The sequence below is a fragment of the Pontiella desulfatans genome (assembly GCF_900890425.1).
Taxonomy (GTDB): Bacteria; Verrucomicrobiota; Kiritimatiellia; order Kiritimatiellales; family Pontiellaceae; genus Pontiella; species Pontiella desulfatans.
Genome location: NZ_CAAHFG010000003.1, coordinates 913,590 through 927,952, shown reverse-complemented (window position 1 = coordinate 927,952; position 14,363 = coordinate 913,590). Strand labels below are relative to the sequence as shown.

Annotated in this window: 10 protein-coding genes; 3 read left to right on the top strand and 7 right to left on the bottom strand. The window is 51.3% G+C overall.

The annotated features are described in order from the left end of the window. Positions 1 to 734: 734 nt before the first annotated feature. Positions 735 to 1,805: an integrase core domain-containing protein gene (locus E9954_RS24525; protein ID WP_222847304.1), complete on the top strand. Its 1,071-nt coding sequence runs from the start codon at positions 735 to 737 to the stop codon at positions 1,803 to 1,805. Between the two features lie 563 nt (positions 1,806 to 2,368). Continuing rightward, positions 2,369 to 4,381: a right-handed parallel beta-helix repeat-containing protein gene (locus E9954_RS24520; RefSeq protein ID WP_168442573.1), complete on the top strand. Its 2,013-nt coding sequence runs from the start codon at positions 2,369 to 2,371 to the stop codon at positions 4,379 to 4,381. On the opposite strand, the gene E9954_RS24515 is transcribed toward E9954_RS24520, so the two are convergent. From E9954_RS24515 to istA, 4 genes are read right to left on the bottom strand one after another with little or no spacing between them, the layout of a single operon-like run. Then, positions 4,382 to 5,794 (bottom strand): arylsulfatase, encoded by a 1,413-nt coding sequence (locus tag E9954_RS24515; RefSeq protein ID WP_136081904.1) that lies wholly within the window; start codon positions 5,792 to 5,794, stop codon positions 4,382 to 4,384. It lies immediately after the preceding gene. Beyond that, complete coding sequence (locus E9954_RS24510) at positions 5,794 to 7,032, bottom strand: sulfatase family protein (protein ID WP_168442572.1); 1,239 nt, start codon at positions 7,030 to 7,032, stop codon at positions 5,794 to 5,796. Before E9954_RS24510 ends, E9954_RS24515 begins: the two co-directional genes overlap by 1 nt. Positions 7,033 to 7,075: 43 nt before the next feature. Further along, the gene (gene istB / locus E9954_RS24505; RefSeq protein WP_136081560.1) at positions 7,076 to 7,858 is read right to left on the bottom strand and encodes an IS21-like element helper ATPase IstB; all 783 of its coding nucleotides are present in this window, start codon (positions 7,856 to 7,858) and stop codon (positions 7,076 to 7,078) included. Beyond that, positions 7,855 to 9,345 (bottom strand): IS21 family transposase, encoded by a 1,491-nt coding sequence (gene istA, locus E9954_RS24500; protein WP_136081902.1) that lies wholly within the window; start codon positions 9,343 to 9,345, stop codon positions 7,855 to 7,857. Before istA ends, istB begins: the two co-directional genes overlap by 4 nt. A gap of 252 nt (positions 9,346 to 9,597) precedes the next feature. Between istA and E9954_RS24495 the strand changes: the two genes are divergently transcribed. Further along, the gene (locus E9954_RS24495) at positions 9,598 to 10,383 is read left to right on the top strand and encodes a hypothetical protein (protein WP_136081901.1); all 786 of its coding nucleotides are present in this window, start codon (positions 9,598 to 9,600) and stop codon (positions 10,381 to 10,383) included. Positions 10,384 to 10,424: 41 nt separating this feature from the next. Here E9954_RS24495 and E9954_RS24490 read toward each other — a convergent pair whose 3' ends face one another. From E9954_RS24490 to E9954_RS24480, 3 genes are all read right to left on the bottom strand, one after another. After that, positions 10,425 to 12,116 (bottom strand): sulfatase family protein, encoded by a 1,692-nt coding sequence (locus tag E9954_RS24490; RefSeq protein ID WP_222847303.1) that lies wholly within the window; start codon positions 12,114 to 12,116, stop codon positions 10,425 to 10,427. A gap of 115 nt (positions 12,117 to 12,231) precedes the next feature. Next, complete coding sequence (locus E9954_RS24485; protein WP_136081900.1) at positions 12,232 to 13,266, bottom strand: aldose epimerase family protein; 1,035 nt, start codon at positions 13,264 to 13,266, stop codon at positions 12,232 to 12,234. 19 nt (positions 13,267 to 13,285) lie between these two features. Next, positions 13,286 to 14,302: an L-rhamnose/proton symporter RhaT gene (locus tag E9954_RS24480; RefSeq protein ID WP_222847302.1), complete on the bottom strand. Its 1,017-nt coding sequence runs from the start codon at positions 14,300 to 14,302 to the stop codon at positions 13,286 to 13,288. Positions 14,303 to 14,363: the final 61 nt, after the last annotated feature.

Genomic DNA, 14,363 nt, shown 5'->3' with positions numbered 1-14,363 from the left:
AGCTGACAGGTTCAAATCGGAGAGTGGTCATTCCGGAATACCAGAGGCATGAGACCACTGTCCATTTTCTGGATATGGATCTCGCCGTATTCATCATCGGCGTTTCCCGCGAACGAATTCTCAGAAACTCTCAATTCATCAAAAATGGCTCTGTAAAACTTCGGGGGAAACTTCGGGTTTTGCCCAGCAAAACTCACCGTTTTTCAGAAAGTTGCACCGCTTATTGACACCCAGACACATTCATGTATCATATTGATTACAAGGTTGATAAAGAAACGACATGCAACGCGCTTCATGGTTTAAATGCAGCTTAAAGTGGATGGTAATGCGAACTTCTCTATAACGACTCTCCATTCGGGTCGGTACGATCATGATGGTAATGCGAACTTGGTTTTCCGAAATTTAAGTTCCGTGAAGACAACGAGTTGCATCAAAAAAGTGCGAAACTGAGCCAAATCGACCCGATTTTCGCTTTTTGAATCACCATCCAACCAGCTACTCCTGATTGGATGGAAAGGCGAACTTGAGCCCCCTTTCAACCCCAGTTGTGCGAATGGCATTCCAGACATCTTTCGCTGGATTTTTTCGTCTTCTAATCCGGCTTTGGAGTGGCTCAGAACCTTCCTCTTCGGTAGGTTCATGAATTCATTGAGTTTCCGAGGGGTACGAAAACATGTCCTCTGACTTAACAGGTTGGAGTAGAGTCTGTTTTGATTTACGGGGTGTAAGGGTAGATGAGCGGTTATTTGAGTATTATTCAGGTCTTCATGATGCTTCTTCAGGAGAAATTCCGTCCTCGATACGATGCCCGGCTTCAATTGCTGACTTATCAGGTTAGAATGCTGCGAAGCAGGATTGATGATTCCAAGATTTACACGACACCTAAGGAACGAGCTGAGCTGCTTCGCCTTGGCAAACAGCTTGATCATGACATCTCCGACGTGATGCTCGTTGTTCAGCCCGCAACCTATCACAAATGGCGCAGACCGAAAGAAACCCAGCGTAAACGACCGGGAAGACCGCGCACACCACAAGCAACTATAAACCTGGTTATGCAGTTCGCCACCGAGAACATCACATGGGGATATGAACGGATTTATGGCGAATTGAAAAAACTGGGCATACGAATCGGCATCACGACCATCAGCGACATCCTTAAACGGGAAGGGCACCACCCAGTTCCCGACAAAGGCCGAAGGTTGCCCTCCAGTACATGGAATCAGTTCATTAGCTCCCATATGGATACTTTGATTGCATGTGACTTTTTCACGAAACCGATCTACACCTTCAAAGGAAAAGTTAATGCCTACGTACTGATGTTTATTCACCTTGGCAGTCGCCGTGTGTTTATGAGTCCAGCGACCTTTAACCCGACTGAAGAATGGGTAAACCAACAAGCGCGTAACGCCTCGATATGGCTGGACGAGATTGGTATAAAAGCTACTCATCTTATCCGCGACAGGGATACCAAATATGCCTTTTCGTTTGATGAACTCTGGAAGGCTGCAGGAACAAAAATTGTTAAAACACCGCCACGCACTCCTCAAGCGAATGGATACGCGGAAGCCGGCATCGCCATCGTTAAGAAACAATGTCTTAACCACTTTATCTGCTTCAGCCTTGATCATTTGAACCACATTAACAGAGAGTGGCTTGATTACTACAATTTCCACCGTCCTCATCAGGGAAAAGAGATTGATAACAAGGTGCTTGATGTTGACTTCCGCCCTACCGAAAAGGGTGAGATTAAAAGGGAGCAACGTCTCGGCGGAGTGATCTCGTATTACTACAGGGCCGCCGCTTAACCCTACTCCCACCAGCATCATCAACACACCACTATCCGCTCATCATGAGCGTCTAATCCGTCACACCCTGACAGCGGGAATCTGCTCACTTTCTATCGAAACAGCACTCACTACCACCCCCTTGCCAACTCAATTCGGATTTCATTTCAGATGGATTCTTTAATTTCGCCCAATGATCACGGTCATTTTCCGCTCAGATTAGTTTCCGTACCGACCACCTTTGGACTTGGTACATGCAGAAACTTATCAAAATTAAGCTCATTCCTGGGGTTTAATTAGTAATGAAACCCATATCCACAGTTTTGACGATCACATTCACGCTCTCTCTACAGGTTTCATGGAGTGCGGAATATCACGTCTCTCCGTCCAAAGGGAGTGACCGCAATAACGGGAGTATATCCAGTCCGTTTCAAACGCTTGAAAAAGCGACTGAGGAGCTTCAGCCCGGCGATATCTGCTGGTTACGGAATGGGAGATATCAGACAACATCTCTAATTTCCGGGCTCCATGGAACGGCTGACAACCCCATCTCATTCAAAGTATGGCCCGGAGAACGGGCAGTAATGGATGGGACGATGATTCTGCCCGCAAAGTGGAGCCGATGGAAAAACGGCATTTACAGGATGCGGCTGAAAGAACCGGTCTGGCAGCTCTTTTCCGGCAGTAAGCTGGTCTACGTGGCCCGTTGGCCGAATACCTCGTTTGATGACGGCTCAATCTGGCGCATGGAGGAATCGATGCGCTTTACCGACCGGACATTTGCCAAAGGACAGTTTTCCGGAAAAACGGCGGACGGCATCATCAGCGATCGTAATCCCGAACCACACAGTAACGGTTCCGATGATGAAGGTGTGGTTAAGCTTAAAGTCAAAGAGCATGTGAACCAGACCACCCTGGCGGAAACAAAAACTGATTTCACGGGAGCGGTCGCCGTTCTTAATCTCGGCCATTGGCTGACCTGGTCGCGGCCGATTACACAACATAAAGCCGGACAGGACTGGTTTGAATACGATCAAACCGGCACACGCATGTCGAAATATGTCGCCTACTACATCCTCGGCCTGCCCGCACTGGACCAACCTAATGAATGGTGGTATGACGCCGAATCAGAAACCGCCTATTTCCGGGCAGCGGATGACAGGAATCCCAATAAACTTCCAATCTCTGGAAAAACGCGCGATTTCAGCCTTAAGATTTCCGAATGCTCAAACCTGATTTTCCAGGGACTGGAATTTTTTGCCAGCACTTTTTCCATGACCGAATGTAGCCACGTCATCATTGAGAACAGCACGCTTTCTTATCCCTCAACCCATAAATTTATGCTCGGAGAATTCGGCTGGTTTTATGAAACCAGCAATGATCCGGATGATAAACGTAAACAACGCTATAAGTCGCGGGCCAATGTAATGACCCATGTATTAAACGAAGGCGAAGGTCCGTTTGGAAACATCATTCGTAACTGCGAGATTGCCTACCCGAATTCTCCCGCCATCTATATCGACAGTCCGGGGAGCATTCTGGAGAACTGTTATATCCATAATATTGAATGGGATGTGAATTCCAGCGGCGGAAGCGGATCCATTCCGACCGGACGCGGGGCCATCATACGCGGCAACACCATTCATTCCGGCGGAAACTCAGAAGGTATCCGCCCCGGTCCCGGCTCCACCGTGGAATACAACCGCCTCTGGAATATGGGTAATCTGCAACACGATGGATCAGCCATTAATATCGGAACCGGATCGCAGATCGGAACCGTGGTTCGCCACAACTGGGTGCACGACACCAATCGGCAGGGTATTCGTTTTGATTCCACCACTTCCCGTATGGGTTCCGAGGGTTGTGTTCACCATAACGTGGTGTTCAACCTAGGTCATGGCGGAAGCAAATTTAAGGGCGATCATCATTTGTTGTTTAACAACACCTTTCACGACACGGTCTTTGCAGTTCCGAACGGTTACGGAAATACACCTCCTCACAATCAGAACACCCTGGTTTGTAATACGCTGGCGGACACCATGGTCGCCTGGAGCACGCGGAAGCCGGATGAAAAACTGAATGCACGACTTGAACATAACCTAACAGGAGCCGGCTCCGTGGTAAACAACCTGCGGGATCCGGAACATCTCGATTTTCGGCCGAAGCCGGGATCCCCCCTGATTGATGCCGGTTTCAATATTACGCAGTTGCCCGGAGAACATATTCAGGTTCAGATTCCCGACTATGTCGGAAGTGCTCCGGATATCGGCGCCTATGAAGCAAACGACGAAACATACTGGATTCCCGGACGTCGGCAGAAAAGGGCCTCAACCCCCATTCCGCCAAACAAATCCATGGCTATAAAAAGCAATGCCGACCTGATGTTTCTTGGTGCCTATAAAGCCACAAAACATATTGTAAATTTCATGAATGCCGGAAAAGACCACAAAGGCCGAGTTGAGGTAACCGCCTCCAATATTATTGATCCCGGCCAGTTACAACCTGGTCAAACCTATACCTGGCGGGTGGATGCCATTATGCCGGACAACTCAATCATCGAAGGGGACATCTGGACATTTACCGTGGAAAGCAATTGATCAATCATCCAGGCTTGCGAAGGGAAATAGCTTCGAAGGCACGTGTTCACGACGGATGATCTCCTCCATTTTTCGACAAATTTCCGGATATGTATTGGCCACATCCTTTTGTTCTGCAGCATCAATGTTCAGGTTATACAGCTCGAGATGTCCCCGCTTACCTTTCAACTGGTTCACCTTAATACCCTTCCAGTCGCCCATTCGAACCGCAACCTGACCGCCGTTATAATTCCGGGCATTAAATTCCCAATATAAAAAATCGTGAGCCGCCTGAGGCCGACCCGTCAGCTCCGGCAGCAGACTGATCCCATCCAAACCGTCCGGCACCTCCGCACCCGTAATTTCTCCAAAGGTTGGAAGCATATCCCAGAAGGCCGAAATATGATCGCTGGTCGTTCCCGCGCCAACATGTCCCGGCCACTTGGCCAGAAAAGGAACCCGGATTCCACCTTCATAGAGCTGCCCCTTTTTACCGCGCAAGCCGCCCGTGCTGTTGAAAAATTTATAATCCGCCCCGCCGGCCGAAGAAGCGCCATTGTCGCTCGTAAAAATCAGCAGCGTATTTTCAGCAAGCCCCAGAGCATCAAGCTGATCCAGCAACCGGCCGATATTCCGGTCCATATGGGAAACCATGGCCGCATAGGCTGCGCGGGGCGTTTCATGCCCGGTATAGCCCTGGCCTGTTTCCGGCCTGTACCGGCCTTTAAACGGAGTCTCCGGCCACTGCCCTTCATACTGCTTTAGCGATTCGTCAGGAACCTGAAGCGACACATGGGGAATGGGCGTGGCCCAATAGAGAAAAAACGGCTGATCCTTATGTTCTTCCACAAAGGCCAATGCTTCTTTACGCATTTCATCGGCCGCATAGTTCGACCCTTCGATATCCTTATTATCCGGATACAAAACCTTCGTGTCATTTTTCCATAGATAGTCGCGGTAATACTGGTGCGCATGCCGTTGACAGTTATAGCCGAAAAAAAGATCAAAACCCTGATGGTTCGGATCACCTTCACTCCCTGGATAGCCCAGCCCCCATTTTCCTACACACGCGGTGGCATAGCCTTTGGTCTTCAGCATTTTCGCAATGGTAAACGTATCGGCTGGAATCGGCGTCTGTCCTTCATGCGGAAGCTCTTTGTTATTCCGGATATACGCATGCCCCTGATGCAATCCCGTCAGGAAAGAACAGCGCGACGGCGCACAGACCGCCTGCCCGCTGTAATGCTGGGTAAATTTCATCCCCTCCGCCGCAATCCGGTCAATATTCGGAGTCTTGATTTTTTCCTGCCCATAACAGCCCAGATCCCCATAGCCGAGATCATCCGCGAGAATATAAATAATGTTCGGCAGACGCGAACGTTCAGCAAAGGCCTGAGTGCCTAAAAGCAAAGCTATCATTATCCAGTTTTTCATTATTTACTCCCCTTCTCCACATCACCCAGATCAGCGCGCGCCCGCGCGGCCATCTTCTCAAGTCGTTCCATAATTTCAGGATATTGATCCTGCAGATCATTTGCCTCTCCGGGATCCTTTTCCAGGTCATAGAGCGCTTTCTTTGCAACGCCCTTGGCATACGGCCCGGGATGCCCTCCATTCCGCGGTTCAACCCCCACATAGGACCGATGCTTGTGTGGAAGCACAAGCTTCCAACGACCGTCAGAAACACCGCACAAGGGCGTTCCATAATAATACCAGAATTCGCGCTTTTGCTTCAGCGAAGTCTCGCCGGCCAGAAGTACTGAAATATCAATGCCGTCCAACTTTGTTTTCGGAAGCTTTGCGTCAGCCAACGTTCCAAGGGTTGGAAAAAGGTCCAGTGTGGATGCAAATTCATCGCACGTCTTTTCTGCCGGCATTCCAGCCGGCCACCGCATGATGCACGGCACACGCATACCGCCTTCAAATGCGGTTCCTTTGCCTTCACGCAAACCATCGCAGGTGCCCCCATGATCCCCGAAGTTTAACCAGGGGCCATTGTCACTGGTAAAAATCACCAGCGTATTTCCCGCAACACCGGCGTCATCCAAGGCGTTCATGACTTCACCGACCGACCAGTCGATTTCCATCATCATATCCCCATAGAGCCCCGCGCCGCTTTTCCCCAGAAAACGCGGCGAAGCATAGATCGGCACATGCGGCATGCTGTGGGCTAAATAGAGGAAAAACGGCTTTTCCTTGCTGCGCCGGATAAAGTCCACTGCCCGCTCTGTATACCGAGGGGTCAGCATCCCCTGATCCTCCAGCGTATCAATCGTATCCACAGTCTCCAGTCCATCAATGAGAGGAAGCGGTGAATATTTCTTTTTCCGGTGATCTTCCGGAAGAGGCACCCCATCAAAATCAACCGGCCACATATCATTGGAATACGGCAGCCCCAACCATTCATCAAAGCCGTGGTTTACCGGAAGGAATTCAGGTAAATGGCCCAAATGCCATTTTCCTGCCATACCGGTTGCATACCCCTGAGTTTTCAGCATTTCCGCCAATGTTGTTTCTGAAGCCGGAAGCCCGTTTTTCGACCAGGGAAACAACGCCCCTTTAATGCCCGACCGCTGTGGATAGCGACCGGTCAGCAGGGCTGCGCGCGATGCGGAACAAACTGTAAACGCCGGTTGAAAAGTGCACCGGGCGGCGGCCCAAAAGTGTAACACTTTTTCGTTAATTACCCCGCTTCCTTGCGGGTGTCAATTGCTCCTACGGTTTCTTTGTTTTCTGCCGTTGTCCCCGGCGGCGCAATGAGTCCTGCAGCCTGAAACTTTCACCATTGGCTTCGAGGATATGGACCCGGTGGGTCAATCGATCGAGTAAAGCGCCAGTGAGCCGCTGCGAGCCCAGCACCTCCGTCCATGATTCGAAGGGCAGGTTCGTGGTGACCACGACGCTGGTGCGTTCGTAGGCCCGGCTGACGACTTCGAAAAGCAGTTCTGCCCCCAGCTTGGAGAACGGAACGTAGCCGAGTTCATCGAGCACGAGCAGGTCGGAGCGCTCGAGTTGCTTGAAGAACCGGTCAAGCTGCCTTTCCTCCCGGCGTTCGAGCAACTGCGTGACCAGGGCGGTGACGCCGAAGAACCGCACCTTGAAGCCCATCTGGCAGGCGGCGAAGGCCAGGGCGGTGGCGAGGTGGGTTTTTCCGGTTCCGCTGTTGCCGATCAGCAGCACGTTCTCCCGCTCCTTGATAAACTCGCCATGGGCTAGTTCCCTCACCAGCGGCTGGTTGATCGAGGGCTGCTCCTCGAACCGGAAGCTGTCGAGGGTTTTCACAACGGGGAAACGGGCGGACTTGAGGCGGCGTTCGGCGGCCCGTTGTTCCCGGTCGTGAATCTCCTGTTCGATGAGCCGCAGCAAATAGGTCGAGTAATCGGCCCGTTCGGCCTGGCAGACCGAGGCCATCTTGCGGTGCTCCCGCAGGACACTCGGCAGCTTCAGCGTTTTAAGGTAGTGCTCGAGCAGTACATGCGACGGGGTCTTCGTGCTCATGCGCCCACCTCCTGTCCGAGCAGACGGTTGTAGTCGGCCACATCGACGCAGTCCACCTGGACCTCTCGTAGATGCTCATGGCCGTCGAGGCTGAACCGGGTGCATCGCCATTCCGGCCGGGGAATGAGGAACTGGGCAATGGCGTCTCGGGAGGAGGCCCCGCAACGCAGCCCCTGCTCAACGGCCCGGGCCAGTTCCTTGGGTGAATGCTTTTCGAGCAGACGCAGCACCTTGATGTACTCCCGGGTTCCTTCGCCATCGAGATCGGCCTCCAGCCTGCTGCGCAGATCCCGAAAGCAGGATGGCAGTTTCCAGTCTTCCAATGGCCGGGCGTGGTCGAGCCCGCCGGGCTTGCGTTCGAGCAGTGCGAGATAGTGCACGGGGTTGAAATGGACGCCGGCCTTGCCCCACAACCGGGGATGTTCGGCGATGCATTCATCGCCCCGGCAGACCACAATCCGGTCGATATAGCCCTTGACCACCGTTTCGTAGTGGGCGTAGCGCACGGGCACCGAATAATCGTTGCCGTCGAAACGCACGAGCGACAAGGAGCTGGCGGTGCAGGTTCGCACCCGGCAGGACTCGAACGGCACGACCGGCAGATCAATAAAACGGCCACGCTCATCGGCCAGCAACTGCCCCTTCGTTCCGTCCTTGCCCCGCAGTTTACGCCCAAGCTCCTCCCGGCAACGCTCTTCAAGCATGCGGTTGAGCTCATCAAAGCTACGAACCTCCGGCACCGGAACCATGAAGTTGGAACGAGTATAGCGCACCATCGATTCGACCACGCCCTTTTCGTTACCTCGGGCCACGTTGCAGAAGTGTTCCTTGAACAGATAGTGGCTCTGGAGCTGGAGGAACCCGTCGGTGAGCTTGCGTTGGTGGCGCTTCATCACCTTGGCCACCATCACCCGCTCGTTGTCGTAGCTGATACGGCAGGGTACGCCATCGAAAAAGGTGAAGGCCCTCACATGCCCATCCCAGAAAACCTCCGTGCAGATCTTTTCGTAGGCCTGCACATAAACCGCATCCGAATACGGCAGGCTCATCACAAAAAATGCGACCTTCCGAAGCTGGCCGTTTATTTTAGCGAGGGCATAGCCGAAATCCATCTGCGCCTCTCCGGGCCGATGGGCCAGCGGAATGTAGACATCCTTCAGACGCACCCGGGCGTTGCGCACGGCATCTTTCACCTGCGTATACCCGCCGGTGTATCCTTCCTCTTTCAGGCGATCAAAAATCCGCTTGGCCGTATGCCGTTGCTTTTTTGGCAACTCCCGGTCCTGCCGGAGAATCTCGTCGATCCGACCGAGAAACGGCCCGATCATGGGCTTCGGCCTCGGCTGGGCCATCCGGTATCCCGGAGGCGTGGGGTGCGCCAGAATCTTCTCCAGCGTCTTGGTGTGAATCCTGTACTCGGCCTTAACCTGTCGCTTGCTGACGCCTTCAACAAGCACCTTTCGTCTGATATCGGTCCACCATTGCATGTCTATGTACACTCCTTTACCTCCCGGTTCCGAAACGGTTAGGCAACCACGTTGCCCGATCCGTCCGGAAATCCGGAAGTTTTAGTTGGAGTGTTACACTTTTAGACCGCCCCGCCGCCCGGTGCACTTTTCAACCGGCGTTTACACTATGGGGGAAAAACTATAGATAAGTATCAGCTCAAGGCGCGATTTAAACGTATAGCAAACGAGGATGGTCTATATGACGGAGGAGCAGGTGTTATCGATTTCCTTTTGAGCAGAAAAGCTCTCCAGCTTGGGATAGAGTGCCAATGCCCAACTTGCTCACAACGTTCCTGGTTTTCTATCAGCGAAGCAGATTACACCTTGATGTGTCCCAAATGCCTTGATGATTTTGACATTCCATCGAGCGATCCCGATTCTATCAAATGGAGCTATCGAGCTATCGGACCATTTGGTTTGCCGAAAAGCGCGTATGGAGCATATTCCGTCCTGCTCACATACAGATTCTTTAGCACCGTTCTCGATGGGTCTACTACAGCCATGATGTCTTTCTATGCGACTAAAGAAATAGAAGGAAAAACACACCATCTAGAGGCTGATCTGGGAATGCTTTTTGAGGAAACTCAATATCTAGAATCTAAAAAACGTTTAATTCTCGTAGAATGCAAATCTTTCAATTCCTTCGATAAGCGCGACGTTGATCGCATGAAAAAAATTGGCACTGAGTTCCCTAAGTCAACGATAGTATTTGCGTCGTTAAAAGATGAACTAAGCAACAATGAAATTACCTTGCTCCAACCTCTTGTGCGCAACTACAGAAGAAAGATAAAGCAAGGCCAACAGCATAACAACATATTGATACTGACAGGGATTGAACTATTCGCTGATTCATTCGGACTGTCGTCGGCATGGGAGAAAGCAAGCTCGAAACATAAAGCCTACGCCAATCATACGCATAGCGATTTCTGCCAACTTTGCGAGAGAACACATCAGTTGAATCTGAAAATGGAGCCATGGTCTCCCCATAAAAACAAAGCGAATAAGCAGAAGATTTAGAAAAAGGGGTCAGAAAAAGGGGTCAGTCCAATATTCTGAACTTACATCTCGCTCGGATCAAGATCGTCCGGCCGGAGCCAGGGGGCGAGATATTTTTTGCAGGTAGCCGGGTCGCCGAACTGTTCCAGATAGTCCTTTGATATACGGATGGCTTTCTGACGATCTTCGGGAGAATAGTCCCAGTATTCATCGATTACCGCATTTACGGCTTCCATGCGTTCCTGCGACGGTTTATTCGGGGCGATGGATGGGTCGTCGGCTTTGATCCGTTTCCGCAACGCTTTAAACTGATCTTTCAGGCCGGGAATGACATCGGCATAGGCGGGATCGTCATACACATTCACCATTTCATTCGGATCGTTTTTCAGATCATACAATTCCCAGGCCGGCGGCGTTGCATGTTCCGACCGCTCGGATCCGAAACCGGTTGTGCCCTGCGTGCCATGGAAAAGAATGAGCTTATAGCGTTTGGTGCGCATGGCAATGTGCCCAGGCACATCGTGATGCGCCATATGCATCCAGTATTGATAGTAGGCTTCCTGTTTCCACCCTTCCGGCTCTGTCCCCTGATCCAGCACGCTGCGGAAGGAGCGGCCCTGCATATAGTCCGGTAATGCAATCCCGGCATAATCCAGCATGGTTACCGGATAATCGACATTTTCAATAATGGCATCGGTACGGCCGGGCACGATCGATTTGGGGTAATACGCGATAAACGGCATGCGGAAGGAGGGTTCGTAGGCCCAGCGTTTATCCTGCATATCGTGCTCCCCGAGGAAAAAGCCCTGGTCCCCGGTATACATGATCACGGTATTGTCCATCAGGCCTTCTTTTTCCATGTATTGGAAAAGCCGGCCTAGGTTGTCGTCTACGCCTTTCACACAGCGGAAATATTTTTTCATGTAAATGTTATAGGCTTCGCGCTTCGCCGCCACGTCATCGAGATTCGGGTCCACTTCAAAATCGACGTCGTAGGAGCGCCGGAAATTACGTCGACCAATCGACGTTGCCAGCACCTGATCCAGCTCGCCGTCATACCCCCGGGTGGCCATGGAACCGGTCCCCCGTTCCCACAGGCTCAGCGGCTCCGGCATGTTGATCTTTTCCAGATAGGAGTCATACCGCGGTGCATTTTCAAAATAATCGTGCGGGGCTTTAAAATGCAGTTTCAGGAAAAACGGCGTCTCCGGATCGCGCTTCTCTTTAAACCAGCTCAGCGCGGAGTCCATGACACAATCCGAAGAGTGACCGGTCATTTTGATCAGGTTGGTTCCTCCGCCGGTTTCATAAAACACCGGATCAAAGTAGTTACCCTGCCCCGGCAGCACCTTGTAATAATCAAAGGCCTCCGGCAGCGCTTTGAGATGCCATTTGCCCACCACCGCGGTCTGATATCCGGCCTTCTTCATTTCCAGGGCCAGGAACTGTCGTTCTTTTTCCAGTTCGCCATCCAGAGTCAAGGCCCCGTTTTTGTGGCTGTACTGCCCGGTCATTATCGACGCGCGGCTCGGGGTGCAGATGGCATTGCCGCAAAAGGCATTTTCAAACACCACCCCCTTTTCCGCCAGCGCATCAATGTTCGGTGTCGGATTCAAATAAGCAAAGCGTGAATGATATGCCCCTACCGCCTGCCATGTATGATCATCCGACATGATAAACAGAATATTCGGTTTTTCAGCACCGGCTGATAAAGCAACCACCAAACCGGCCACAACAGATAATAATTTATTCATGCCCCACTCCTCCATTCCCGACATCGCATGTAAGCACAGCGCCATTAGCATGCATTCTATTTCATGCGCTTTAGTTCACCGGCATTCACCGTCTCAATGATCATAAATAATCAATCTACCACGAGAGCCCGAAGACGGTTTTCTGCGAATAGATTTCACCCGGCCATGTAATACTGTCCGGCGCACCCTCAATATTCATTCCATTTGGATAGCGTGAAGTTTCACAGCAGAATCCCCTGAACTGCCCAAACTGATCACCGCTTTCGCGTTTGAGCTCATCGGACGTATAGAAGCCGGTATACATCAGCATACTGGGTTCGGATGTCTGCACCTCGAGCTTCCGGCCACTGGTAGAATCGTAAAATTCAGCAACCTTCGCAAACGCCCCCACCGGTTTGCTGAAGATGTAGTAGGTTTCAAAACCCATTTCCTTTTCTTCAAAAACGGCACTGAACGGTTTGGGCCGGTTGTAGTCCCATACGGTTCCAGCCACAGGAAACTCTTCACCCAGCTGCACATTCGTTTCATCAACTGTTAACAGTTTATCGGATACAATCATCGCTTCCGTTTCCAGGATCTGCTCCTGAAAACCACCCAGATTAAAGTAGGTATGATTGGTCAGCGAAAGCGGCGTGGCCTTCTCTGTTGTCGCGGAATAGTCGATGACCAGTTCATTCTCATCCGTCAGCGAGTAAACCACCGTTACTTCAACCTGACCGGGATAGCCTTCATCGCCCTCAGGACTTACAAGCGAAAGTTTAAGTTTATTCCCTTCCACTTCCGCATTCCAGACACACTTATCGAATCCTTTTATTCCACCATGAATGTGGTTTGTTCCGTCATTTGCGGCCACCGGATATTGCACCCCGTCCACCGAAAACTGTGCATCCTTGATGCGTGCCGCATAGCGCCCGACAATACACCCGAAATACGGTGAGTTTGCCTTATACGCTTCCGAAAAATAAGCTTCCAGCGTATCGAAGCCACAGACGATATCTGCACGACCGCCCCGGCTGTCCGGAACAATGAGTGAAGTGATGATACCGCCATAGTTTGTAATTTTGGCGATTATCCCGTTTGCATTCTCCAGACAGTAAAGGTCGACATCGATCCCGTCGACCGACCCAAAAGGAACTTGAGTAATGGACATAATCTTCTCTCCTGTTTATTTAACCTAGCCCGTTACCGGACGCGATGATAATAATTCCAATAACCATGCAACCTAAACCGGCATAGAGCAATGCTTTTGCTCTCCCGGATGCCCGCTTCCATTCGCCGGTGATGATACCGCTCATAATGGCCGTACAAACGCATGACGCATTAAAAATAGCATAGCCCACGGTATTGCCCGCATCACCCAGTTTGGATGCCGCATAGGCAAACAGGGCAGATGCGGTATAGTGGAAAATGGCCATGATCAAAATCAGAAAAAAGTTAGGAACAACGTGCACCGTTTTGAAATCAGCCCAACGCTTCTTGACGGTTAGCTGTTGGGCAAAGTAGAGCCCCATCACCACACCCCCGCTGATGAAGATCGGGAACATAACGGCTACTGCAGTTTTCCATGGGGCAAGTCCCAGCTCCGCTACGGCCGCGCCGAGCGGTTCCGCACCTACCGCATTTGCAAAACTGAATCCCGTAGCCAGCAAACCACCCACAATAGCGATCAAGATCCCCGTAAGCATAGAACCCCCGGTTTCATTCCCGGGAGCGTCACCATCCTTTTCATCTTTTTCGCGAACCAACCCGGCATTGCCGTTCAGCACTACACCTGCCAGCACAACCGCCAGCCCGCCCAGAACGGTCATAAATACATTTGAAGGAGGGATGCCGTTTACAAAAAACGGGATAATGGATCCAACAAGAATCACGGTGCCAATAAAGAGCGAAAATCCGAGTGAAAGCCCAATGTGGTTGATAGCCTTACCCCACATCATCACCCCGGTTCCCCAAAGCACCGAAGCAATAGCCATTTTCAAGATAATGGAAGAATCAACCATCCCGAAAACCTGCAGGCCGCCCAGCAGCACGTAGGATGCAATTACCGGAACAACAAACATGGTAAGAATGAAGAACAGTCCCCATGTATTTTCGTATGCATATCCCTTGGTATATTTTTCCGGCAAAGCATACAGCCCCAGCATCACTCCTGCGATCAATGCCCAAACAACTCCTGCAAACATCATTCCCATACTCCTGTAGGTTAATGATGTTAGAAACGCCGGACGTTCACAAAATTCTCACACC